23 protein-coding genes are annotated in these 22,499 nt (G+C 64.6%); 13 read left to right on the forward strand and 10 right to left on the reverse strand.

Annotated features, from left to right (window positions below; all coding sequences use genetic code 11):
* The first annotated feature begins 3 nt into the window (after positions 1–3).
* The 4 genes from GT590_RS14840 (at position 4) to GT590_RS13400 (ending at position 2,859) form a co-directional block, all read left to right on the forward strand.
* A complete protein-coding gene (locus tag GT590_RS14840; RefSeq protein ID WP_368854010.1) occupies positions 4–135 on the forward strand; it encodes a transposase in 132 nt (43 codons plus the stop codon).
* A gap of 129 nt (positions 136–264) precedes the next feature.
* A complete protein-coding gene (locus GT590_RS13390; RefSeq protein WP_057385332.1) occupies positions 265–837 on the forward strand; it encodes a LytR C-terminal domain-containing protein in 573 nt (190 codons plus the stop codon).
* A gap of 93 nt (positions 838–930) precedes the next feature.
* Positions 931–1,485, forward strand: a complete 555-nt coding sequence (locus GT590_RS13395) for a glutathione peroxidase (RefSeq protein WP_021410799.1) — start codon at positions 931–933, stop codon at positions 1,483–1,485.
* Positions 1,486–1,935: 450 nt separating this feature from the next.
* The gene (locus tag GT590_RS13400; RefSeq protein ID WP_258552962.1) at positions 1,936–2,859 is read left to right on the forward strand and encodes an alpha/beta hydrolase; all 924 of its coding nucleotides are present in this window, start codon (positions 1,936–1,938) and stop codon (positions 2,857–2,859) included.
* On the opposite strand, the gene GT590_RS13405 is transcribed toward GT590_RS13400, so the two are convergent.
* From GT590_RS13405 to GT590_RS13435, 7 genes are all read right to left on the reverse strand, one after another.
* The gene (locus tag GT590_RS13405; RefSeq protein ID WP_114513745.1) at positions 2,760–4,544 is read right to left on the reverse strand and encodes a glycerophosphodiester phosphodiesterase family protein; all 1,785 of its coding nucleotides are present in this window, start codon (positions 4,542–4,544) and stop codon (positions 2,760–2,762) included. The genes GT590_RS13400 and GT590_RS13405 overlap by 100 nt on opposite strands.
* A gap of 86 nt (positions 4,545–4,630) precedes the next feature.
* Complete coding sequence (locus GT590_RS13410) at positions 4,631–5,080, reverse strand: bifunctional autolysin (RefSeq protein WP_009306754.1); 450 nt, start codon at positions 5,078–5,080, stop codon at positions 4,631–4,633.
* Positions 5,067–6,626 carry a hypothetical protein gene (locus GT590_RS13415; RefSeq protein ID WP_009306752.1) on the reverse strand — a complete coding sequence of 520 codons (1,560 nt, stop codon included), beginning with the start codon at positions 6,624–6,626 and terminating at the stop codon, positions 5,067–5,069. Before GT590_RS13415 ends, GT590_RS13410 begins: the two co-directional genes overlap by 14 nt.
* Entirely contained in the window at positions 6,623–7,267 is a 645-nt protein-coding gene (locus tag GT590_RS13420) for a GGDEF domain-containing protein (RefSeq protein WP_009306750.1), read from the reverse strand. Before GT590_RS13420 ends, GT590_RS13415 begins: the two co-directional genes overlap by 4 nt.
* Complete coding sequence (locus GT590_RS13425) at positions 7,264–8,838, reverse strand: methyl-accepting chemotaxis protein (RefSeq protein WP_009306749.1); 1,575 nt, start codon at positions 8,836–8,838, stop codon at positions 7,264–7,266. The genes GT590_RS13420 and GT590_RS13425 overlap by 4 nt, the downstream gene beginning before the upstream one ends.
* A complete protein-coding gene (locus tag GT590_RS13430; RefSeq protein WP_015761341.1) occupies positions 8,835–9,644 on the reverse strand; it encodes a protein-glutamate O-methyltransferase CheR in 810 nt (269 codons plus the stop codon). Before GT590_RS13430 ends, GT590_RS13425 begins: the two co-directional genes overlap by 4 nt.
* 275 nt (positions 9,645–9,919) lie before the next feature.
* Complete coding sequence (locus GT590_RS13435; protein WP_015761340.1) at positions 9,920–10,732, reverse strand: alpha/beta hydrolase; 813 nt, start codon at positions 10,730–10,732, stop codon at positions 9,920–9,922.
* 407 nt (positions 10,733–11,139) lie between these two features.
* On the opposite strand from GT590_RS13435, the gene rsmI reads away from it, so the two are divergent.
* The 4 genes from rsmI to GT590_RS13455 all read left to right on the forward strand — a co-directional run bounded on the left by rsmI (position 11,140) and on the right by GT590_RS13455 (position 15,907).
* Positions 11,140–11,991, forward strand: coding sequence for a 16S rRNA (cytidine(1402)-2'-O)-methyltransferase (gene rsmI, locus GT590_RS13440; protein ID WP_015761339.1), 852 nt, complete (start codon positions 11,140–11,142; stop codon positions 11,989–11,991).
* Positions 11,992–12,002: 11 nt separating this feature from the next.
* The gene (locus GT590_RS13445) at positions 12,003–13,361 is read left to right on the forward strand and encodes an MATE family efflux transporter (protein WP_015761338.1); all 1,359 of its coding nucleotides are present in this window, start codon (positions 12,003–12,005) and stop codon (positions 13,359–13,361) included.
* On the forward strand, positions 13,358–13,966 hold the full coding sequence (locus tag GT590_RS13450; RefSeq protein WP_009306739.1) for a M48 family metallopeptidase: 609 nt from the start codon (positions 13,358–13,360) through the stop codon (positions 13,964–13,966). The genes GT590_RS13445 and GT590_RS13450 overlap by 4 nt, the downstream gene beginning before the upstream one ends.
* Before the next feature lie 561 nt (positions 13,967–14,527).
* Positions 14,528–15,907: a DHA2 family efflux MFS transporter permease subunit gene (locus tag GT590_RS13455; protein WP_229061476.1), complete on the forward strand. Its 1,380-nt coding sequence runs from the start codon at positions 14,528–14,530 to the stop codon at positions 15,905–15,907.
* A gap of 27 nt (positions 15,908–15,934) precedes the next feature.
* Here the strand turns inward: GT590_RS13455 and GT590_RS13460 are convergent, their stop codons facing one another.
* Complete coding sequence (locus tag GT590_RS13460; protein ID WP_227110058.1) at positions 15,935–16,768, reverse strand: alpha/beta hydrolase; 834 nt, start codon at positions 16,766–16,768, stop codon at positions 15,935–15,937.
* A gap of 412 nt (positions 16,769–17,180) precedes the next feature.
* On the opposite strand from GT590_RS13460, the gene GT590_RS13465 reads away from it, so the two are divergent.
* The gene (locus GT590_RS13465; RefSeq protein WP_015761335.1) at positions 17,181–17,495 is read left to right on the forward strand and encodes a DUF6442 family protein; all 315 of its coding nucleotides are present in this window, start codon (positions 17,181–17,183) and stop codon (positions 17,493–17,495) included.
* Positions 17,496–17,504: 9 nt separating this feature from the next.
* Complete coding sequence (locus GT590_RS13470) at positions 17,505–17,756, forward strand: helix-turn-helix transcriptional regulator (RefSeq protein WP_009306731.1); 252 nt, start codon at positions 17,505–17,507, stop codon at positions 17,754–17,756.
* A gap of 43 nt (positions 17,757–17,799) precedes the next feature.
* On the opposite strand, the gene GT590_RS13475 is transcribed toward GT590_RS13470, so the two are convergent.
* Together GT590_RS13475 and GT590_RS13480 are read right to left on the reverse strand one after the other, a co-directional pair.
* Entirely contained in the window at positions 17,800–18,144 is a 345-nt protein-coding gene (locus tag GT590_RS13475; protein ID WP_015761334.1) for a GIY-YIG nuclease family protein, read from the reverse strand.
* 98 nt (positions 18,145–18,242) lie between these two features.
* The gene (locus GT590_RS13480; protein WP_015761333.1) at positions 18,243–19,556 is read right to left on the reverse strand and encodes a lipase family protein; all 1,314 of its coding nucleotides are present in this window, start codon (positions 19,554–19,556) and stop codon (positions 18,243–18,245) included.
* A gap of 372 nt (positions 19,557–19,928) precedes the next feature.
* Between GT590_RS13480 and metG the strand changes: the two genes are divergently transcribed.
* The 3 genes from metG to GT590_RS13495 are packed head-to-tail and all read left to right on the forward strand — an operon-like array spanning position 19,929 to position 22,497.
* A complete protein-coding gene (gene metG, locus GT590_RS13485; RefSeq protein WP_015761332.1) occupies positions 19,929–21,518 on the forward strand; it encodes a methionine--tRNA ligase in 1,590 nt (529 codons plus the stop codon).
* Between the two features lie 4 nt (positions 21,519–21,522).
* Positions 21,523–21,825: a nitrate ABC transporter substrate-binding protein gene (locus GT590_RS13490; protein ID WP_161171166.1), complete on the forward strand. Its 303-nt coding sequence runs from the start codon at positions 21,523–21,525 to the stop codon at positions 21,823–21,825.
* 18 nt (positions 21,826–21,843) lie between these two features.
* A complete protein-coding gene (locus tag GT590_RS13495) occupies positions 21,844–22,497 on the forward strand; it encodes a TatD family hydrolase (protein ID WP_161171167.1) in 654 nt (217 codons plus the stop codon).
* The last annotated feature ends 2 nt before the right edge of the window (positions 22,498–22,499 follow it).

The raw sequence follows: 22,499 nt of genomic DNA on the forward strand, positions 1-22,499 counted from the left end.
GGGCTGAACTCCGTCATCCAGTCGGTCAAGCGCGCGGCGAGGGGGTACCGCAACTTCGAGAACTTCAAGGCGATGATATTTCTCCACCTGGGGAAGCTGTCGCTCGGGATCCCCGAGAGGTATGGTACCCACTAGAAACAGCGAAGGACCAACACTCTGCAGGAAAATCTTCGCGTTGCTGCAAATCGCGGCAGCGTGTCGCCTCGAGGAGGGGTACACTCTTCTCTGGGGTAGCATGTTTGAGCACGATAGGCGGTGATTGCGATGAACGTGAACGCGAAGACGGCGCATGGGGCTCTTCTCGCGAGCGCACTCGTATTATGCGGGGCGTCGGGGATGCTGCTCGGTTCGTGCTCGACCGGCCAGCCTTCCGCGCAGGAGTCAGCGAACCAGTCGGCGTACGAGACGGCTGCGTCGGCTGAAGGAAACGTTCTATCCCGTGCGGCTTCCGCGCCAGATCCGGCTTCGGCTGCGGTCGATGCTGCTGGATCCGTGCGCATCGGCAAGGACCAGGTGACGGTGCTCGTGCTCAACGGCTGCGGCGTCGAGGGCGCAGCTGCCGAGGTGGCCGAGAAGGTGCGCGGCGCGGGGTTCGAGAACGTGACGGTGGACAACGCGACCTACTTCAACGCTGCGTTGACGCGCGTGTCGTACTACCACAAGGAAAACAGCGCGGAAGCGGAGGAGCTGGCCGAGCTGTTGAAGGTGGTCGGGCCGGGGAGCGTGTACTGCTACGACAGCGATCAGTCGGGAGGATGGAGCGAGGATTACGACATCCTTGTTTTGGTGGGCGATCCTTCGGTTGGCGGCTTCGCGCCGCAGGGTGCGCAAGTATGACCGTTCCGTAAAATGTTATCAACAAAGTATCATTTGGCGGTATCATAGGTACGATCACAGACGAAGAACAACCCCTCGTTGAAAGAAGGACCCATGGCTTCCAGCATCTATGACTTTACCGTAAAGGATCAGCAGGGCAACGACGTGTCGCTCGCCGACTACCGGGGTCGCGTGCTGCTGGTGGTGAACACCGCCACTGAGTGCGGCTTCACGCCCACGTACGCCCAGCTCCAGGAGCTGTACACCGCGTTGCATGAGCGAGGCCTAGACATCCTCGACTTCCCGTGCGACCAGTTCGGCCACCAGGCGCCCGGCACGAACGAGGAGATCGCGCAGTTCTGCACGTCGCGGTTCGGCGTGACGTTCCCGCAATTCGCGAAAATCGAGGTCAACGGCGAGGGAGCCGACCCGCTGTTCACCTACCTGCAGCAGCAGAAGGGCTTCGAGGGCTTCGACGACGGCCACGAGTTGACGTCCATTCTGGAAGACCTGCTGTCGAAGGACGACCCCGACTACGCCGGCAAGCCGGACATCAAGTGGAACTTCACGAAGTTCCTCGTCGACCGCGAGGGCAACGTCGTGCGCCGTTTCGAGCCCACCGCGTCCATCCCCGATGTCGTGGCGCCCGCCGTGGAGGAGCTGCTGTAGCCTTTTCGGATCGCACCTATCTCGCGCAAGCGCATGAAGCGCGAACCCGCGAACCTGGCCGCCGCATCCATCGTGATGCGGCGTTTTTTTGTGCGTCCGAGTGTTTCACGTGAAACATTTGTACGGATTTGCTACTGGGAGAGCATCGGCCGAAATGCTCGCCTAAGGGTTGTTCTGGGTTCGCGCCCAGCGGAGGTCTTCTTGCATCGCGAATCGGGACGCGTTGCCCCTCCGTGCGGCCAGTCGCCCTCGAAATGGCAAAAAGGCATCGAATTCGGAAGGAATCGCGAGCCTCGGACGAGCTCGATGCATGGTGCCGGAAGCGAGCCATCCTGTGACCTGGTGTTATGCGAGGAGGAGGATTCCCGGTGCTCTTGCGCACTGGATGGAGACTTCCGAATTCGATGCTTTTTCGCCATCAAGTGCGCCGTCGGCCGCACGGGATACTTCGTGCACGGCCAGGGCGTGCAGTGGGAGGACTATGCCCACGTGCTGCCCGATCTCGCGCAGCGCTACCACGTGTTCGCCGTCGACTGCTTCGGTCACGGCGAATCGAGCCACGATCCGGCGCTTTACTCATGCGAGGCCATCGGGCGGGCGCTCAAGTCCTTCGCTGCGCAAAAGATCGGCGCGTGCTATCTCGTGTCGGGCCATTCGTCGGGCGGCATCATCGCCGCGTGGCTGGCCGCCAACGACGCCGAGCGGGTATCGGCATGCGTGCTGGAGGATCCGCCCTTCTTCCGCGTCACGCCGGTCGAGATGCAGCAGGAACCGGGCTGCTTCTCATGGAAAGACGGCTTCGTGGTGACGCACGCGTTCCTCCGGCAGGGCGACGTTGCCGACCCAACCGTGTACTACGCGCAGCACAGCTACCTGTTCAGCCTGTTCGGAGAGCTGCGGCCTAAAATCGCGGAGTGGACGGCGCAGGAGCGATCAGCGAACCCCGACGCGCACCTCACGCTGGCCTGGGTGCCGCACGACTGGGTGCGCGGCCTGTACTTCTACGACGACTTCGACGTGCGGTTCAGCGAGACGTTCTACGACGGCACGTGGTTCGACGGCATCGACCAGGCCGACCTTCTGCGCTGCATAACCTGTCCTGCCGTGTACCTGAAAGCGAAGACGAACTACGGCGAGGATGGTACATTGCTCGCCGCCAACTCCGACGAGGACGCCGCACGCGTGCAGCAGCTCGTGGCTGTCTGCGAAACCGTCGTCGTCGAATCGGGCCACGACATCCACTACGAGCGTCCGAAAACGTTTGCCGCCGTCGATCAGATGGCGTCGAAGTACTCGTGCCCCTCGTTCAGCGCGGCCTCGTACAGCTCGCGAGCCTGTGCGATGTCGTCGGTGACCAGACCGTCGATGCCATAGTCGATGAGGCGCGACATGTTGGCGGGGTCGTTGACGGTCCAAGCGTATATGATCTTCCCCGCCCCTTGCACTTCGTCGACGAGTTCCTGGGTGACGAAGAAGTCGTCGACGCTGAAATAATCGACATGCTCGATGCTCGAGATGGAGCCGTAAGCCAACGTCATGTCGTACATGGTGGGCATGGAGGGGTCGATCTCCTTCACCTTCGCGAGCGACTCGTAGGAGATGCTCGCGACGGCCACCTGGTCTCTCATATCGTAGGCGTTGATGAGGTCGACCGTCTTTCGCTCGAGGTCGACGCCGTGGCCGTCCGGCTTCACCTCGATATTCAACTTGATCTTGCCTTTGCACAACGCAAGCGCCTCTTCCAGCGTGCATATCCGCTGGTCTGCGAATGCGGGATCGAACCAGCTGCCGTTGTCGAGGTCTTTGATCTCGTCGTACGTGACCTGCCAGAACTCTTTATCCAGACCCGTCGTGCGCTTGAGGTTGGCATCGTGCATCACCACGAGCACGCCGTCGGCCGTCTGCTGCACGTCAAGCTCCACCCAATCCGCGCCTTGGTCGATAGCGTTCTGGAATGCAGCCAAGGTGTTCTCGGGAGCCTCGCGCGCGCCGCCCCGATGCGCGGTGATCGCGAAATCCGGCGCGGGCTCTCGCTGGCTTTCGGATTCGAATACCCCGTGCAAAGGGTCGTAGGACAGCAACGAAACGAGTCCGAGCATGGCGAGAAAGGAGCCGACCGCTGCGCGCGCGAGCCTCGTCCTGCACGTACGCGAGGGCTCGTCGATGCGGTAAGGGATGTCGATGCCCCGCTCCTGCGAGAATTCGTAGAACGTGGCGCTGAGGGCGGCATAGCTCAGCGGCGCGAACACGCAGTCGACCACGATAGTGAACGCGAACATCACGAGCGTGAGCGCGAAGGAGACTCCGAACGGCAGGCCGCCTTCTAGGATGGCGGCCAAGATGAGGACGCCGACGACTATGGCCGCGACCGCTCCCGACGCGAACACGGCGAACAAGGCCAGCAGACGGCGCGCCAGCCGCCAGGCGTTGCCGCGCAGCAGGCTCCTGCTCGAGATGCGTGCCTGCATCCAGGATTCGTCGCACAGCGTGAAGAAGTGAATGCCGAACGCCAGAAAAAACGCATGCAGGTACAGTGCGGCCATCACGATGACGAACACCGCGGTCAGCGCGCCGTTTTCCCAGATGAAGTCCATAATGAACTCGGGAAGCCGCACGCCGGTGAGCGCCGAGGAAGTGACGGTCAGGTTCGTGAGCGGAACCAGCAGCAGCACGAACAGCGCAAGAAGCCAGTTCGATGGGCGTGCGATGCGCCGGGCGGAAGAGAATGCGAGCCGGCTCGTTTCGAACACTCCGATGCGCCGACCCGTCTTTCCCGCCTGCATGACAACGACGAGGGCGCACATCTCGAAAAGGGCTCCGAGGGCTAGCACAAGCGCGGCCACGAGCAAAAACACCCACGCCAGCGGATTCGCGAATAGAGTCGTCATGTTCGTGTCGGCCAAGTAGGCAAGTCCGGCCGCTTCCATCGCGAGATCCACCATGCCGAAACATGCCGGTACGAACAGGATGGCGAACAAGAATCGGAAACCGAATTCGAACAGGATAGCGGTTCGCGCATTGGCGGCGAACAGCCTCCATGTGCTGCGTGCGAACTCCATGGCATGCGTCCTTTCGTCGGATGCGGTGGCTGGTTGTTCGAGCCATTCTACCTGATGCGCTGGTTGGGAGCTCGCGCACTGCGGCGTTAATCGAGGGCGAGCAGCGCTTTCGCTACGGCGTCGATATCCAGCAGGGGAAGCGTTCCCGACGGGAAGCTCGGACGGCGCTCGATGGCCAAGAGGGCATGTTCGGTTTCGTCGAGGTCGACGACGTAGGGCGTGCCGTAGAACTGCAGCCCCAACAGGCATCCTTCCCCTTCGACGAGCACGACGTGCCCCGGTCCAGTGTCGGGGGCTCTCGTGTCGACGATGGGAGCCAGCTCGTTGCCGCGGAACAGCACGCCGCAGAACTGCTCGGGCAAGAGGGCAAGGGGCTGCACGCGGCTGGCGGCGACCACTTCGACGATGGATGAGAACGCGATGGCCATGTCTCCGTCATCGGTGGGGATGACCAGCGCGTTATTCCGCCGAGCCTCTTGGCGGTCCTTGCCGATGAGCGTTTCAATCCAGTGCAGACGTTGGCTACGGTCGCGCATGGGTTCCCCTGTCCTTCGCCGCGTCGTTCAGAAAGCGCCGTACGCTTATCACGATGCAGGGTGAACCGTCTTGCAGGATGGCGTATCCGATGTAGCTCAGTTCGTGCATGCACCGGCGGTCGAGCAGTGCCGGAAGCTGCAGCATCGAGATCCGCTCGTAGCCCTCAACGTCGTCTGCGGCCAAAGCGTATCGTTCCCCCAGAGCTTCAAGCAGGACGGTATATGCGGGGTGCGCCGCGTCAAGCGGAAAGGGCTTGGCACCTTGGTTGAGCATCTCAATATGCGCGCCGTGTTCGTCCTCGTACCAGGTTGAGGTTGCTTTCGACCCTTCTCCCGCTGCGCCGCCGCGCTGGACGCGGGCGGGGTCGAACGCCTCGAAGCGCACGATCTGCTGTGCGGGAACTGCGAAGCGGACGCCTCCGGTGCGCAGCAGGGCGGCTTCGAACACGGTGAACGGCACGGGAAAGCGTAGGACGATCTCCAACGTGCCGCGTTCGGTGTTGCGCATCGTGCCGCGCCCGCCGATGCGCTGCAGCATGCAGCCTATCTCGTTCAGTTCTGCGAAGGCGTTGCCATCGCTGGCGGCGCTCGGCAAGAAGAATTGCGGCAGAAGGATGAACGCGCCTATCTCCTCGTCGGAATACGCGTCCAGCGGACGGGCGAGAAGGCCGCGTTTCGACGCTATCGTGGCGATACGGTGCGCGTCGAAGGGCCTGCCGTCGTGCTCGATGCGGCAAACGACATCCGAGCCTTCGTTTTCCAGGCGCAAGCGTATGGTTGCGCGTTCCGGTTTTCCCAGGTCGGCGCGTTCCTCGGCGCTTTCGATGCCGTCGCGGATACATGATCGAAGGGCGCGTCTGAGCGTTTCCTCGATGGATGCGAGCACCGAACGATCCAGATCCATGCGTCCTTGCTCGAGCTCCAGATCGACGGGAACGCCGAACTGGCGCCCGTAGTCCTCGACGAGCTTATGAAGCGATGGGGCGATGCGGTCGAACGCTTCGATGCGCGAAAGGGCGACGGTGGATCGCAGGTGGTCGAGGGTCTGCGCGTACGAGAACGCGATATCGCTGAGCACGCGGTCGTTCGGAAGGCTTTCGGCGTGCGCTCGCAAAGACCGGTTCGTCTCCTCCAGCTGCGCGATCAGGTTCGACAGCTTTTCGTCTCGCTCGCTGCGCGCATCGCGATCGGCGAACGAAGAAATCGCTTCGATCCCTCCGTTTTCTGCATCGTCTTCCTGGGGTGCGGAAGGCATCTCGAACGGCGGGATGCCTTCGGGATCCTCCACGATGGTGCAGCTGTCCACGAAGAACGCACCGCTGATGGCTGCGAGCACCCGCTCGGGCGTGCGCGAGACGAAGGTGACGAACAAGCCGTGGTCGCGCAGGTAGGGAATCGTCTCTCGACTGCTCTTGATCGCGTGCGGATGGCATGTTGCCGAGTCGCACAACGGCGCGATGCGGCGCATGACGAGCGAAGCGCGCGTGTTCTCGAGCCCGCAATTGGGCTTGAGCTTCGCCTGCACGGTGATCTCCTCGCGTTTCACGACCGGTTCCCTCCGTCGCGCTCTATCTGGTTCGATTGCGCGAACACGCAACGGTTCTTGCCCGTCTCCTTGCCGTGGTACAGCGCGCGGTCGGCCGATGCGAAGTTCTCGCCGAACGTGAGTTCCGGATCGTAGGCGCTCAGACCGAACGTGAGCGTGCACGAAAAATCGCCTAAGTCGTCGCTGATGGGATAGCTGGCCACTTCCTCACGCATCTGGTTGCACAGACGCAAGGCCTCGTGGTCGGGCGTGGAGAACAGCACGAGCAGCAGTTCCTCGCCGCCCCATCGGATGACCGGATGGTTGCCGGAGAGGTCGTCGAGGATGTCGGCGATGCAGACGATGGCGATGTCGCCGGCCTGATGGCCGCGCACGTCGTTGATGAGCTTGAAGTCGTCGATATCGCACAGGGCGAGCACGATGTTCGCTTCGCCGCTCATGCGTTCGATCTCTTGCTCCAGGTAGTCGGTTAAATAGTGGCGGCTGAACAAGCCGGTCAGCTGGTCGCGGAATGCGAGCGCCCGCATGACGTCCAGCTGCTGCTTCAGGGCGGCGTTGTCGGCGCGCAGGCGTTCGCGGTCTTCTCGGATGCCTTCCGATCCGCTCGGCGCGCTGCCTGTTTCGGTTCGGAATCGCGTCATGCCCCAGCTTCGCTTTCGTGCGGATCTGCATCGATTTTGAAGCGGCCGATCAGGTGCTTGAGTTCGTTCGCGCGATCCGCAAGCTCCTCTCCGATGACCGCGCTTTCCTCGGAGGCGGCCGAGTTCTCCTGCACGACCTGGGAGAGGCTGTCCATGCTCTCCTGTATCTGGGCAACCGCTTCGAGCTGCTGCTCGGAGGCGTGAGCGATGGAGGACATCGCCGTCTTGATGTCTTCGATAGAGGTAACGGCTTCCTCCATGTTCGAAGATGCGGAGCCGATCAGCTCGCTTCCGGCCTCGACGTTTTCGATGGCGCGCCCGGCGAGTTCGTCAGCCGCACGCGACGCTTCGCTCACCTGCGAGGCGAGGCGGCGGATCTCCTCGGCCACAATGGCGAAGCCGCGTCCGGCATCGCCTGCGCGCGCGGCTTCGACGGAGGCGTTCAGCGCGAGGATGTTCGTCTGGAACGAGATGTCTTCGATGGAGTTGGCCAGCTGCGAGATGCTCTGGGCGTTGTCTTTGATCTCCTCGATGGCGCACACGGTGCGGGCTATCGAGTCGCTGCTTTCCTCGACCGCGCCCAGTACATCGGAGGTGTTGGAATTCACGGTCAGGACGCTTTCGGTGTTCTCTCCCACCACGTGCGTGATGCTCTGAACGTTGGCGGCAAGCTCTTCGATGGCGGTGGCTTGCTCGGCGGAGCCTTGCGCGACGGCTTGGGAGCTGTCCGACATCTGCGATGACGAGCGAGCCACCTGCTCGGCTGTTTCGCTGAGCTGCTCGGTGGCGAAGCGCAGCGAAGCTACCGTTTCGTTCATGGACGAAGCGAGCGAGCCCAGCTCGTTGCCGGACGTGCAGGATGAGCGCACCGTCAGATCGCCGTCGGCCAACCGCTTCGCTATGCGGTCGATCTCCTGAATGGGCGCGGCGATGCTGTGCGTGATGCGCCTCCACATAACGATGACGAGCACGATGGCCGCCGTCCCTAGAAGCCCGATGGCCAGCGAGGTTCCGACCTCGACGCTGAACGAGTCTTTGACGAAGGCCTGCGCTACGTGCTCTGCGGTGTTCACGACCTCGGTGGACAGGTTGACGGTCACTTCCTTTTGCGCGAGGTACTCGTTCGAGTACAGGTCGATGGCGCGGTTGATGTCTCCCGCTTCGGCTGCACCGATCACGGCGTTGCGGCGCGCGCCCAGCTCGTCGCAGGCGTTCGAGAAGCGTTCTAGAAGATCGGGATCGGCTTTGAACAGCGACCGGACGACGTTCAGCTCGTTCATGCGTTGTTCAGTGAGATCCTCGATGGCCACCAGCGCTTTCTGTTTCGCCGCGTCGTTTTCTGCGTTAAGCAGCTGCTCGACGTACGTCGACATCTCCTCGATCGTGAAGCGAAGCGCCACGGCGCTTTTCGAAACCATGTACGGCCGGTTGTAGAACTCTTTGGTCATGGAGGCGTTCGCGTGGACGCCGTAGAGCGCCACTGCGATCGAAAGGGCGAACAGGGCGATGACGATGCCGTAGGATATCATCAAGATGCGGCTTATGCTGATGTTGCTCGGTTTCATGCTCATACGTTGGTCGCTTTCGCTTGTCTTCGATAAACGGAGTTCCCCTGGTATTCGAACAGCGTACGTTCGCGGATGATCTCGGCGTGCCCCAGCATGAGGTAGCTCGATGGGGCGAGGTGGCGGTGCAATGTCGCGATCACCCGGTTGCGAACTTCGGCTTTGAGGTAGATGATGACGTTTCGGCACATGATGAGGTCGTACGTCCTGCGCAGGACTTCGTCGTCGCAGAGGTTGCCCTGCGCCAGAAAGACGCGCGAGCGGATGCGCTCGGCAACGGTGTACAGCTGACCGTTCCGAACGAAGTACGCATTGCGCCAGCGACGGGGCACCCTGTTGATGCGCGATTCGGGATAGGCGGCCGTACGCGCCTCTTCGATCGCAGGTTGCGACAGGTCGATGCCGGTGATGCGAACGGAGGGGATCGGGTGGGTTCGCGCGTAGTCCTCGACCAGCATCGAGACGCTGTAGCATTCTTCTCCCGTGGAGCAGCCGGCGCACAGTATGTTCCACGGGCGGTTCGGCCGCTTGGCCAGCAATTCCGGGAAAGCCGTGGCGAAGAGGAACTTGAACTGCGCGCTTTCGCGCAGGAAGTAGGTGTAATGGGTGGTGACGAGGTTGACGAACCGGTTTCGCTCCTGCTGGTTTCGCCCTGACTCCACGAGGTCGAAGTACGCCGAAAACGACGGCAGCTGCAAACGATCGCGCTCGCGCGCGAGGCGGCATTCTAGCAGGGTGCGCTTCGAATCCATGTCCAGACCGTACGTCTGGGCAAGAAACGAGCGTACCTGCTCGAATTCGCTGTCAGTCATATGTTCCACGCGCACCGCTTCGTCGATGGATGTTCATGATGGCTACAGAATACCATTGATAGGGGCTCGATCCGGGGATGAGCGGGGGGGGGGGTGCATTTTTATGCGTTTTTTCCTGTTGCGGCAGGATGCGGCGCATGCCGGGCTCGGCTACGCAGACGGCTGTCCGGCCGCGAGGGGGCTTTGCCCTCGTGCAAGCGCCTGCGTCGATCCTTCTTATGACGCAGGCGCTTTTCCCCGTTGGCGTGGCGATGTTCGGCCTTGGCCAGTGCAGCTTACCTCACGTGGTCGTCGAGCCATTCGATGGCATCGCGGATGACGCGGTCCTTTTTGAACTCGTTGAATATCTCGTGGTAGAGGCCCGCGTAAATGCGCAGCGACTTGTCAGCCGACGACGCTTCGCGGAACATGTCGATGCTGTCCTGCGGGCTGACCAGGCCGTCGTCTCCGCCGTGCAGCAGAAGCACCGGGTCGGCGAAATCGGCGGCCTGCGCGCGCAGCCAGAGGTGGCCGTCGTGCACGGCGCGCAGCAGCGCCACCGAGAACTCCTTGATGACGAAGGGGTCGGCCAGGTAGGCCTCTCCCACGGCGGGGTCGGAGCACACGCCGTCGCCCAGCTCGTTGGGGATGTACGTCTCGGGGTCGAGCCCCTGCTCGACGGCGCCCGAGGCCAGGCTCGCGTGGTCGCGCGTCCAAGCGCCCGACAGCACGTAGCCGTCCAGCTTGCCGGGATGGGCCGTGCCGTAGCTGGCGGCGCCGAAGCCGCCCATAGAGTGTCCGATCATGAACACCGGCAGGTCGGGGAACTGCGCGCGGGCTTCTTCGACGAACAGGTCGGTATCGGATACGATCTGCGTGCGGTCGTCGTACCACACCTTCTTGCCCATGGAGCGCCCGTGCCCGCGATGATCGAAGCGCACGACGGCGTACCCGGCTTCCAGCAGCCGCTGCGTCACGTAGTCGTAGCGGCCGAAGTGCTCGCACAGCCCGTGGACGATGACGACTGCCGCCTTCGGCTGCTCCGGCGCGTCGATGCGTCCGACCAGCAGGAAGCCCTCGGGGGTCTGTTTCGTGAGTTGCTGCTGCATGCGCGTTCCCTTCTCTCGGGTCGATAAGCTGGAGCTATTGTAGCGCGTTGACGCGCGGGTATGGAGGGCAGGGGAGGAAGAGGAGAGGAGGCGGGGGAGGCGGGGAAGGTGGCCTCGGGTGGGGCCCGCTCTTCTGGGCGCGGGGTGGCGCTTGCGAGCGGGTGGGCGCGTTCCGCGCCGATTCGTGGCGGGCGCGGCGTGCGACCGGCGCGGCCGCTGACACCTAAGTCCCAAATCCCACTCCGCGCCAGAGAAGGGCTTGCGCCCTATCCCCGCGCCAAAAAGGGCTGACCCGACCCGGCTGCTCGCGTGCTTTCCATCCTGCGCGTTTGCCAAGGTTGCCCGTTTGCCCGACAATGGACGACAACGAAGAACGGCGCGGCGCGCGCAGCAATGGAAGGAAGCACATGGCCGGCAAGCTCATCATATGTCCTACGCCCATCGGCAACTTGGGCGACATGACCGAGCGCGCGCTCGAGGCGCTGCGGTCGGCCGACGCGGTGTGCGCCGAGGACACGCGTGTCACAGGCAAGCTGCTAGCGGCATTCCGCATCGAGAAGCGCATCGAGCGGCTGGACGAGGCGCTCATCGGCGAGCGCGCGTCGTCGTTGGTTGAGCGCGTGGCGGCAGGCGAAGTGATCGCGTACTGCTCGGACGCCGGCATGCCGGGCGTGTCCGATCCGGGGCTGCGCCTCGTGCGCGCCGCCCGCGAGGCGGGCGTGCCGGTGGAGGTGCTGCCGGGCGCCACGGCCGTGGCCACGGCGTACGTGGCCAGCGGCAGTGCGAACCCGCGCTTCTATTTCGGTGGCTTCTTCCCGCGCAAGGACGCCGAACGTCGCGCCGTGGTGGAGAGCCTGCGCGCGCTCGATGCGGCGCTGCTGTTCTACGAGAGCCCGAACCGCCTGGTGGCGGCCTTGACCTCGCTGGCGGAAACGGTTCCGCACCGCGAGATCGCCGTGTGCCGCGAGCTGACGAAGCTGCACGAGGAAGTGGTGCGGGGCCCGCTGCCCGAGGTGCGCGACGCGTTCGCCGCGCGCGAGCGGGAGGGCGCGGGCATCAAGGGCGAGATCGTGCTGGTGATCGACGGTCCGAGCGAGGCCGAGGACGCCGCCGCCGAGCAGGACGCCGAAGTCGCAGCCCGCGCCCGCGCCGCCGAGCTGAAGGCCGCCGGCGTGCGCAGCAAGGACGTCGCCCGCGCGATAGCCGAAGAGTTCGGCATCGCGCGCAACGCGGCATACGACATCTCGCTCGAGGCGTGAGGCGGCGCGCGATGGCACGCGGTGCCGGCATGGCCGGCTCGTCGTCGATGGCGCGTCCGTTCGCGCGGTACGTGTCGTTCAACGTGCTGGGCATGGTAGGCGTGTCGGTGTACATACTGGCCGACACGTTCTTCATTGCGAACGGGGTGGGGTCGGACGGCCTCGCGGCGCTTAACTTCTCCATCGTGCTGTACACGGTGCTGCAGGCTACGGGCCTCATGCTGGGCATCGGCGCGGCAACCGAGTTCCAGGTGTGCTCGGCGAGGGGCGACCGCACGGGGGCGAACCGGGTGTTCACCACGGCGCTCGTCATGGCGGGCTGCGCGGCCGCGGTGCTGCTTGCGGTCGTGGAGGCGTTCGCGACGCCGTTGGCGTCGCTTTTGGGAGCGGACGAGGCCACGCTTCCGCTGACCGTGACGTACCTGCGCACCATCTTCGCGTTCGCGCCGCTGTTCTTGTTGAACAACGTGCTGCTGCCGTTCGTGCGCAACGACAGTAGCCCGCAGCTGGCCATGGTCGCCATGCTGGTGGGAAGCTTCGGGAACATCGCGCTCGACGCGTTGTTCATATTCGGGTTCGGGTGGGGCATGTTCGGCGCGGCGTTCGCCACGGGGTTTGCTCCGCTCATGAGCATGGCGGTGCTGTTGATCCATTTCCTCAGGAAGCGCAACACGTTTCGGCCGGTGCGCTTGCATCTGCGCGCGCGGCTCGTGGGGCATATCGCGGCGCTCGGGTTCTCGTCGTTCGTGGTAGAGCTGTCGGGCGGGCTGGTTTTGCTGGTGCTGAACTTGGTGATCCTTGCGTTCGAGGGAACCATCGGCGTGGCGGCCTACGGGGTGGTCGCGAACTTCGCGTTCGTGGCGAGCGCCCTGTTCGTGGGCATCGCGCAGGGCATCCAGCCGCTGGCCAGCAACGCGTACGCGCGTGGCAGCGACCGCGACGTGCGCGCGGTGCTGCGCCTGGCGCTGCTGACGGCTCTCGTCATCGCGACGACGACGTACGCTGCGGTGGCGCTCGCCGCCGAGCCGCTTGCGCTCGCGTTCAATCGAGACAACGATCCGCAGCTCACGGCGCTTGCCGTGGACGGCATGCGCGTGTACTTCCTCGGGTACTTCTTCGCGGGGGCGAACATCGTGGCGGCGGCGTTCTTCAGCGCGGTGGAGAAGCCGGCGTATGGCCTGGCTATCTCCATCGTGCGCGGTCTTCCGGCCATGCTCGCGTTCGCGGCCGTGCTGGCGGCGCTGTTCGGCATGGCGGGCGTGTGGGCCACGTTCCCCGCGGCCGAGGCGGCCACGTTCGCGCTGACCGCCGTGCTTCTCGTGCGGTTCGTGCACGGGCCGCGCCGGCGCGATCGGGAGGTGGTCGCGTGAGCCCGCGGCAGCGTGCGGCGCGGGGGCGGGCTTCGGCCTCGCGTCCCGTTGCGCCCGTCGAGCCCGTCGAACTCGTGGTGGACGGCCTGGTCGTGCGGCTCACACGCAAGCGCATCAAGAACCTCAACCTGCGCGTGCATCGCGGCGGCGGGTTCGTAGAGGTGTCGGCGCCGGCGTACGTGCGCGATCGCGACATCGAGAGGTTCGTCCGCGAGAAGCGCCCGTGGATCGACGCGAAGCTCGCGCAGGTTGCCGCCTCGCCCGCCGCCGTGGCGGCCGAGGCGGGGCCCGAGGAGGTGGCGGCGTGGCGCGCCGTGGTGGAGGCGTGCGTGCCCGCGCTGGTGGAGGCGTGGGAGCCTATCATGGGCGTGAAGGCGGGCAAGCTGGCGTACCGCAACATGACCAGCCGCTGGGGCAGCTGCCAACCCGCCACGGGCCGCATCTGCATCAACGTGCGTTTGGCGCTCTATCCGCCCGAGTGCTTGGAGTACGTGGTGGTGCACGAGCTGTGCCACCTGCTGGAACGCGGCCACGGCTCCCGCTTCAAAGCGCTCATGGACGCCTTCATGCCCGACTGGCGAGATCGGCGCGCGAAGCTGCGCTAGGGCCTTGGTAGCGCCGCGCCCGTAGGCGCCCAAGCGTGGCGAGCACCGAGTGCTGAGCGCCACCCCGAAGGGCGCGGGTCGCGTCCGTGCGCGGCGCGCATTACGCGCCGGCTCGGAATGCGCGGGTCGATCTCGATACGCCCGCGTGCACCGTATGAAAGCCGCAGGTCGTGCCCTGCGTTCGTCCGAGCGCGTTCCCGATGCCCTTCTGCGCGTGGCCGGCGGGCCGCTTGACGGGACGTTCGGGCTTCCGCGGTAAAAACGGAACGGTGGGGGTGTTTTGCGCCCAGGTCGGCCTCGCAGCTGCGGGCGAGCGTCCGGCACGGTGAGGTTCCGTCGGGCGCAGGCGAGCGTCCGGCACGGCGGTCACCGTCGGGCGCGGGCGAGCGTCCAGGGCGCGGGCGCGACTGGCCTTGCCCAGGCCTGATCGCGGAATGTGTGCATCCTTCGCAAACCGCTTGCGCACGCTGCTATCATGGAACTATGGAAAGCGCACAGGCGATAGAGCGAGAACGGAACTATGGCAGCGCGGGTGATACCGCGCAAGGGGTATCCGACGGCTTGCCGAAGAGACAGCGCACCATCGTGCTTGCGGTCATGATGTCGGGCACCACCGCCGCGTGCATCTCGCAGAGCATGATGATAGCCGCGCTTCCCACCATCATGCACGAGTACTCCGTGAGCGCCTCGCTCGGCCAGCTTCTCACCACGTCCTACATCTTCACGCTTGGCCTCATCTCGGCTATGACCGCTTATCTGGTGCATCGCGTTGATTCGAAGAAGCTGTTCATCGCAGCCATGGTGTGCTTCGTCGCAGGTTGCGCGGCCGCGCTCGTCGCACCGAATTATCCGCTGCTGTTGGCATCGCGCCTGCTGCAAGCCGGCGGCGCGGGCATCGCGCTGCCGCTTATCCAGGTGGTGGCGCTGTCAGTGTACCCCAAAAGCGAGTACGGCCGTGCGATGGGCCTGGTGGGCCTCATCATCGGCTTCGCGCCGGCCATCGGGCCCACCGTATCCGGCTTCCTCATCGACTTCTGGGGCTGGCGCTCGGTGTTCGTCATCTTGGGCGCGGTGTCGGCGGTGGTTGTGGTGCTGTCGTTCTTCGTGCTGTCCGACGTGGTGAAGCGCGAAGGGTCGCGCGAGCGGTTCGACGTGCCTTCGGGGCTTTTGTACACGCTTGGCTTCTGCGGCATCATGCTGGGGACCACGGTTATGGAGTCGGACGCTGCGTTCGATCCTGTGTCTTTGGCGGCGCTCGCAGGCGGCGCGCTTGCGCTCTTCGTGTTCGCGAGGCGTCAGGCGCGCATCGAGCAGCCGCTGCTCAAACTGTCGTGCTTTCGCAACCGCACGTTCGCGATAGCCACTGTGCTGGTGATGATGTCCCAGATGGCGTTCATGGTCGGTTCCATCATGGTGCCGTTGTTCGTACAGGACGTGCAGGGCGGCAGCGCCACGGTGTCGGGGCTGACTATCCTGCCGGGCGCGGTGCTGCTAGGGTTCTTGAACCCGGTGACGGGACGCCTGCTCGACCGTTACGGTCCAAGGCCGCTCGTTGCGGTGGGATGCGCGGTGCTGGCTGCGGGCACGCTGGCGTTCGCGGCGTGCGACGCGGGTACGCCCGAGTGGGCGATAACCGTGTTGTACGGCGTGCGCACGGTGGGGGTCGCATGCCTCATGATGCCGATGACCGCTCACGCTTGCGCGGCGCTGTCTCTTGAAGACATCGCGCAAGGCACGGCCATCATCACGTCGTTTCGCCAGATCTTCGGTGCGCTCTCGTCGTCGGCGCTTATCACGGTTATGGCGCTCGCATCTTCCAACGAGCTAGGCATCGACGTCGGCGGTTTCGCTTTAAGCTTCGAAGTGCAGGCGGCCGTCATCGTCGTGGGCTTCGTCGTGGGCATGGCGTTTCTGCCGCGCCCGCAGCGGAAAACGCGCTAGAGGCGGCTCGGCTGAGCGTGGTTCGCGCTATGCTGCGGCTGCCAGGGACGGCTCGGCGTAGCGGGCCCTGATGTAGCGGTCGATGGCGTCGGCGGTTTGGCTCTGCTGTTCCGCGGGGGTGATGCTGGCTTCGCCATCGCCGCTTTGCGGGCCGTAGGCGCCGAAGCCGGCATGGTTGCCGCCTTCGATCTCCACGGTTTCGGCTCCCTTGGGCAGCAGGTCGGCGTTGTCCTCGAGCTTGGCGCGGTTGAGCATCTGGTCGTTCGAGCCGTACAGGGAGATGGCGCCCAGGTTCGTGCTCGACAGGTCGCTGGCGGAGTAGGATCCCAACAGCACGAGGCCGTCGAGCGTGCCGTCGCCGGCATGGTCGACCGCGTACTGCGCCGCCATCGAGCCGCCCAGCGAGTGGCCGCCCACCCACCAGGTGCCCACGTCGGGGAAGTCCGCGCGCACGCGGTCGGCTGCGTTGATGTCGAAGAACGCGAAGTTGAACGGCATCTGGACCACTACGGCCAGGTAGCCGCGCTCGGCCAGATCGCGCATGAGCGGCGCGTACGCGCTGTATTCCACCTTCGCGCCGGGGTAGAACACGAGGCCGACGGCTGCGTTCGGGTCGCCGAACGCAAGGTAGTTGTCTCCCTGCTGAACGGGCAGCGTCTCGGTCGACACGAGGTTGCGATGGTTCGCGTCGAGGTCGTGGTACGAGTCGCTCGCGTACGCGAAGAACGCGGCTGCCAGCACGCACAGCAGGATGGCGAGGGCCGTCAGCGCGACGACGAGCTTGCGCGGCTTGCGGCGCGCGGCGACGGGCGTGCCGCTTTCGGCCGCTTCCGTCGTGGGTGTGGGTTCGTTCGTTTCCATGACGAGCATGGTAGCAAAAGAGTGCCATGCGCGGTTCCGGATCTGCAACGCTTGCCTTGCATTTCCTCTTCGTGATAAGTATACTTGACATTGTGATAAGAAAACTTGGCAGAATGAACCAATGAAAACCTTGGGATGCCGTACGAGGATGCCCAGTTGGCAAAAAGCAATCGAATTCGGAAGGTGAGCGCGGTCCGATTCGGTGGCAAGTCCAACGTGATTGAGGATGTCGGCTCGCGACCAGGTATTTTGCAGAGTGGGTAGCCGCGTATCGCTGCGATCAGGGATTCAAACTTCCGAATTCGGAGGTTTTTCGCCACCGAGAAGCTTTTTGCGTGCTTGGTGAGGCATGAGTACAAATGTTTCACGTGAAACATCCGGAAGCGAACGGGCGATGCAGAAGGAGGCAGCCATGAACAAGGACGAGATTCTGGAGAAGAGCCGTCGGGACAACGACGGAATGGACGAGCGGTTCAAGCTGATGCAATGGCGTGCGAGCTACCTTATGCTCTCCGTGATGATGGTGGTATGGGCGTTGTTGTTCTTGTGGGATTCGCTTCATGGTCAGAGCACGGATGTGTCGTTCGCCATTGTCATGTCGGGCATAGCCGCCATGAACTTCTACCAGTTCTACCAGTTTCGTTACAAAACCGCGTTGGGTGCGGGCGTTTTGGTGACGGTCGCGGTCATCAGCGTCGTCGTCCACCATATATTCGCGACGATGTAGGGGCACTTCATGATCAAGCTACCGTCTCTCGGATTCGACGATGTGCATGACAACGACGGCGAGCTCGAACTCTGCAACCGGCTGAAGGCGGCGCGCGCCGAGGCGGGGCTTTCGCAGGCAGAGCTCGCGGGGCTCGTGGGCGTCTCGCGCCAGACCATCTCGTCCATCGAGACGGGCCTGTTCAACCCTACGGCAAAGCTGGCCCTCGTCCTCTGCATCGCGCTCGACAAGAAGTTCGAGGATCTGTTCTACTTCGAGTGAGGCGCGTGCAAGGGCGCGTCTAGGATCGACGGACGCGCCTGGCTCACTTCCAGATCTTGCAGGCTTCGGGGTCTTCGGCCAGCAGCAGGTCGCGTAGGGCTTGCAGGTCGTCGGCCGAGACGTCTTCGGGGTTCTCGTACTCCAGCGTGTCCGCCACGTGAAAGTCGAAGCCGTTCTCGCCGTGCTCGCTCCACAGCTGCTGCAGCGGACGGTTCGGGTGCCCGCCTCCGTTCAGCTTCGCCCGCAGGCTGTTGAGCTCCTTCGCCGCGTCGCGCGTGATGCCCAGAAAGTGCTGGCCCGTGGCAGTGCAGCGCAGTTCAACCACGCCCATGTCGGGGCGGCGGCTCTTGTATGCGTCTCGCAATTCCTTGCGTCGGTCGGTTTGCATGCGTATCACCTCGTCGTCCACGGTACCGCATGCCGTCCGGGCGCGCAATCTACGGAACGTCGACCGTTGCCCTCGCTCGCGGCGCTCCGTGCCCTCAATCAGGCCGAAGCCGGCTGATCGGCCGCGCCGGCCTGCATCCAGGCGATGTACGTGTCGGGGTAGTGGGCGGTCAGCGCGGCCGAAAGGTCGAGGCCGAGGAGCGACTGCACGGCACCGACGATGCCCAATGGGCTGACCAGCGCGTCGAGCGTGGGCACGCGGGTGGATGCCGTGGAGCCGAACGTGCTCAGCGTGGCGAAGTCGTCCTCGTCGCATCCTAACGCGTAGCCGGTGTTGCGCTGGTAGGCGGTCTGCACGATGGCGTACGAATCGTCGAAGTCGACGCTTACGGTGCTGGGCAGCGTGATGGTGGAGCCGTAGCGTCCGAAACCCCAGGAGGAAAGCGGCAGCTGCGTGACGATGTCCGCCTCGTTCACCACGTTGAAGATGTTGCCGAACCTCGGATCGTGCCGGTCGTCAGCGCGCGTGGCGCACGGGGCGGCGAACGTGTAAGCGTAGATGCCGGACGAGGGCGCCAGCGCCGACGCGTCGTCGTCCGGGTCGCCGAGGTCGGCGGCCAGCAGGTTCGCGATGGCCCCGCCGCGGCTGTGCCCTGTGATGAGAATGCGCGTGTGAGCGGGGTCGATGCCCAGATCGCTCGCGTAGGAGCGCACTGCTTTCTCGACCTCTTCCTCGGCCGCTTTGAACCCGCGGTGGTCGGCATCGTCGGAGCCGGCGCCCAGGAAGTTGAAGTTGCTGAGCCACTCTGCGCCGTACGTGCCGCGGATGCCCACGAACAGAAGCGTGACGGGCTTCCCGTCGCCGTCCGAAGCGATGGTCTTGCTGGCCAACGTGTACGCGGCCACGTCGCTCGATCCCACCAACAGTGAGCTGACCTCGTCGAGGACGCTGCTGCGCATCGCGTACGACTCGGTGCGCACGTCGTGGAATCCCAGCGCGCCAAGCGTCCGCTCGGCGTAGGGCAGCGAACCGGCCACGCCGTCGTAGTACTGGGATTCGGAATTGCACACCGCCGCCAACACGGAACAGGCCGTGGCCAGATCGTGCTGGTAGGTGCGGGCGTCGTGGAAGAACCAGGAGTCGTCGAACGTCAGCTGCGTGGATGTTCGTCCTGACGGGTTGTTTGGGTCGAGGGCGGCCACCACCTCGCTGCAGTATTCGGCGGTGACGGTGGTGCGCGGGGAAGCGGGGACGTGCGCGACGACCGCGTTTCCATTGGCGTGCGCGACGGGAACGAGCCCCGATTCGTAGCCCGTGTACCGGAGCTGTACCATGAACAGCGCGATGAGAAGGAGGCAGCCGAGCAGGGAAGCGACAGCCGACGCGAAGCGTCGCGCGGGGTTCGTCTGCATCGGTCCTCCTTCGCCATCGGTGAGTGCTTCCTTCGTTTCGGCCAGTATACGGTGTCGTGCCGCCGCGGTTACCGGTGCTGGCGCAACGCAAGTGAAACTTAAGCGTGCTGTAAGCATTTCTTAAGGTTTGGGGCACGTTGCGGCAAGGTTCGGGATTCCTTTGCATCGCGGGCGTGAAACATTCGCGTGCGATCTGCGGGGACGAGGGGTCGAAGCGTTTCCTCGTGCTAGAATATCCAGTTGCTTGCCAACTGGCGAACGAATGCTGGTTGGCGCGCGTCGTCCAAGCGCGCCGCATCATGAGCGGCGGCGCTCGAAAGCCGGCTGACGAGGCATCATGCGCCGCGCGGCCCCGAAATGTGAGGAAGCACCATGTCAAAGGGAACCTACTCGTTCACCACCCCCATCTACTACGTCAACGCGGCCCCGCACCTCGGCACCGCGTACACCACCATCGCCGCCGACACCGTGGCGCGCTACCAGCGCATGAACGGCTACGACGTGGCGTTCGTGACGGGCATGGACGAGCACGGCCAGAAGGTGGCCGACACCGCTGCCGACAAGGGTATGACCCCGCAGGATTGGTGCGATTCCATGGAGCCCGCATTCCGCGACGCATGGGATATGCTGGGCATCACCTACACCGACTTCGTGCGCACCACCGAGCCGCGCCACGCCGTTACCGTGCAGAAGTTCTGGCAGGACCTCTACGACAAGGGCTGGTGCTACAAGGGCAGCTACGAAGGCTGGTACTGCGTGCACGAGGAAACCTACTACGCCGAGAGCGACCTCGAGAAGAACGACGAGGGCGAATTGGTGTGCCCCGACTGCAAGCGCCCCGTGCAGAAGGCGGGCGGCGAGGAGAACTGGTTCTTCAAGCTGTCCGAGTTCGGCGACAAGCTGCTGGCGTTCTACGAGGAGAACCCCGACTTCATCCGTCCCGAGACGCGCAAGAACGAGATCGTGTCGTTCGTGAAGAGCGGTCTGAAGGATCTGTCCATCTCGCGCAGCACGTTCGACTGGGGCGTGCCGCTGCCGTTCGACGAGGGTCACGTGGCCTACGTGTGGGCCGACGCGCTGCTGGCCTACCTCACCGGCATCGGCTACGGCGACGAGGGCGAGCGCGCCGGCGAGTTCGACGCCCGCTGGCCCATGCAGTACCACTTCGTGGGCAAAGACATCACGCGTTTTCACTGCGTCATCTGGCCCGCCATGCTGATGGCGGCCGGGCTGCCCATCACGCACACGGTGTTCGGCCACGGCTTCCTGCTCACCAAGGGCGAGAAGATGTCGAAGTCGAAGGGCAACGCGCTGAAGCCCGCGGACCTCTGCAAGGTGTTCGGCGTGGACGCGTACCGCTACTACTTCATGAGCGACGTGCAGTTCGGCGCCGACGGCTCCATCTCCATGGAGCGCATGGTGCAGGTCTACAACGCCGATTTGGCGAACACCTGGGGCAACCTGTGCAGCCGCGTGTTCAACATGACGAAGAAGTACTTCGACGGCCAGGTTCCGGAGGTGTCCGCCGGGGTTCTCGCGAAGGAGAACCCGCTGCGCGCCATCTCGGACGAGCTGTACGCCGAGTACGACGCCGCCCTGGGCGCCGTCGACTTCACGGCCGCCGCGGCCGCCGTGCAGAAGCTGGCCGGCCGCGTGAACCTCTACGTGGAGGAGAGCGCCCCGTGGAACCTCGCGAAGAGCGAGGAGACCGCCGGCGAGCTGGCCGAGGTCATCTACAACGCGCTCGAGGCCATCCGCATCATCGCGCTGTACATGGCGCCGTTCATGCCGAACACGTCGGCCGAGGTGTTCCGTCGCCTGTCGCTGGGCGACATCGAGGCCGTGACCGACATCGAGGCCGCGACGGCCTGGGGCCAGCTGCCCGCCGGCAACCCGGTGGAAATCGGCGACCCCCTGTTCCCGCGCCTGGACATGGACGCCATCGACCTGAGCATGGAGTAATCGCGTGGCCGACGACGAACGACAGGAACCCGTCTTCGACGATCCGCAGTTCCGGCAGAAGCGCAAGCACGGCCGTTACCGCGTGGTGGACGCTCCCCAGCTCGAGGGGCCGGTGGCCGACACGCACGCCCACCTGCAGCTTCTGCCCGATCCGTCGTACGCGCTCGCGCGCTGCGCAGCTCACAAGGTGGAGTTCGTCTGCACCATCGTGGACGTGTTCGAAGACGGAACGACCACGTTCGATCGCTTGAACTCGTGGCGGTTCGAGGCCGCTGCGGCTGCCAAGCGCTTCGTCGGCTGGACTTGAAGCGACCCCTTCCCGCGCGTGCCGCGGGTTCGGATCGCCGTCGGGTGCCACCCGCATAACGCGAAGTACTACGACGACGGCTTGGAGGCCGATTTGCGCCGTATGCTCAAGGACCCGCGCGTGGCCGCGCTCGGCGAGATCGGCTTGGACTACCACTACGACTTCTCGCCGCGCGACGATCAGCGCGAGGCCTTCCGTCGTCAGCTCCGCTTGGCGAAGGAGGCGGGGCTGCCCGTCGCGCTGCACCTGCGCGAGGCGCATGACGAGGCGCTGGCCATCATGCGCGAAGAGGGCTTCCCCGAGGCGGGCACGCTGTTGCACTGCTTCAACCTGGACTGGGCCACGCTGGAGCCGTGGGTCGAGGAAGGGTGCTACGTGGCCTTCGGCGGGGCGCTCACGTTCAAGAACGCCGACGACACGCGCGAGGCCGCGGCCCGCGTGCCGGTGAACCGCCTGCTCACCGAGACGGATGCGCCGTACATGACGCCCGAGCCCATGCGCGGCATGACCTGCCTGCCCGACCACGTGCTGTTCACGGCGGAACGGCTGGCCGAGGCGTGCGGGCGGGCGCCCGGGGCCCAGCGCGAGGAGTTCCTCGCTCGGCTCATGGACAATGCGCGCGAACTGCTGGATCGCCCGGCCACCGCTTGGCAGAAGAACAAAGGAGCGTGACG

The sequence above is a fragment of the Eggerthella sp. BIOML-A1 genome, from assembly GCF_009875595.1.
Classification (GTDB): Bacteria; Actinomycetota; Coriobacteriia; order Coriobacteriales; family Eggerthellaceae; genus Eggerthella; species Eggerthella lenta.

Excerpts from the sequence above, each read along its gene's own strand:
- GT590_RS13405 (WP_114513745.1), bottom strand. The coding sequence starts at position 4,544 with ATGGAGTTCGCACGCAGCACATGGAGGCTGTTCGCCGCCAATGCGCGA.
- GT590_RS13470 (WP_009306731.1), top strand. The coding sequence starts at position 17,505 with ATGATCAAGCTACCGTCTCTCGGATTCGACGATGTGCATGACAACGAC.
- GT590_RS13475 (WP_015761334.1), bottom strand. The coding sequence starts at position 18,144 with ATGCAAACCGACCGACGCAAGGAATTGCGAGACGCATACAAGAGCCGC.
- GT590_RS13410 (WP_009306754.1), bottom strand. The coding sequence starts at position 5,080 with ATGCGCGACCGTAGCCAACGTCTGCACTGGATTGAAACGCTCATCGGC.
- GT590_RS13445 (WP_015761338.1), top strand. The coding sequence starts at position 12,003 with ATGGCACGCGGTGCCGGCATGGCCGGCTCGTCGTCGATGGCGCGTCCG.
- GT590_RS13390 (WP_057385332.1), top strand. The coding sequence starts at position 265 with ATGAACGTGAACGCGAAGACGGCGCATGGGGCTCTTCTCGCGAGCGCA.
- GT590_RS13430 (WP_015761341.1), bottom strand. The coding sequence starts at position 9,644 with ATGACTGACAGCGAATTCGAGCAGGTACGCTCGTTTCTTGCCCAGACG.
- GT590_RS13480 (WP_015761333.1), bottom strand. The coding sequence starts at position 19,556 with ATGCAGACGAACCCCGCGCGACGCTTCGCGTCGGCTGTCGCTTCCCTG.
- GT590_RS13420 (WP_009306750.1), bottom strand. The coding sequence starts at position 7,267 with ATGACGCGATTCCGAACCGAAACAGGCAGCGCGCCGAGCGGATCGGAA.
- rsmI (WP_015761339.1), top strand. The coding sequence starts at position 11,140 with ATGGCCGGCAAGCTCATCATATGTCCTACGCCCATCGGCAACTTGGGC.
- GT590_RS13395 (WP_021410799.1), top strand. The coding sequence starts at position 931 with ATGGCTTCCAGCATCTATGACTTTACCGTAAAGGATCAGCAGGGCAAC.
- GT590_RS13435 (WP_015761340.1), bottom strand. The coding sequence starts at position 10,732 with ATGCAGCAGCAACTCACGAAACAGACCCCCGAGGGCTTCCTGCTGGTC.
- metG (WP_015761332.1), top strand. The coding sequence starts at position 19,929 with ATGTCAAAGGGAACCTACTCGTTCACCACCCCCATCTACTACGTCAAC.
- GT590_RS13425 (WP_009306749.1), bottom strand. The coding sequence starts at position 8,838 with ATGAGCATGAAACCGAGCAACATCAGCATAAGCCGCATCTTGATGATA.
- GT590_RS13465 (WP_015761335.1), top strand. The coding sequence starts at position 17,181 with ATGAACAAGGACGAGATTCTGGAGAAGAGCCGTCGGGACAACGACGGA.
- GT590_RS13460 (WP_227110058.1), bottom strand. The coding sequence starts at position 16,768 with ATGGAAACGAACGAACCCACACCCACGACGGAAGCGGCCGAAAGCGGC.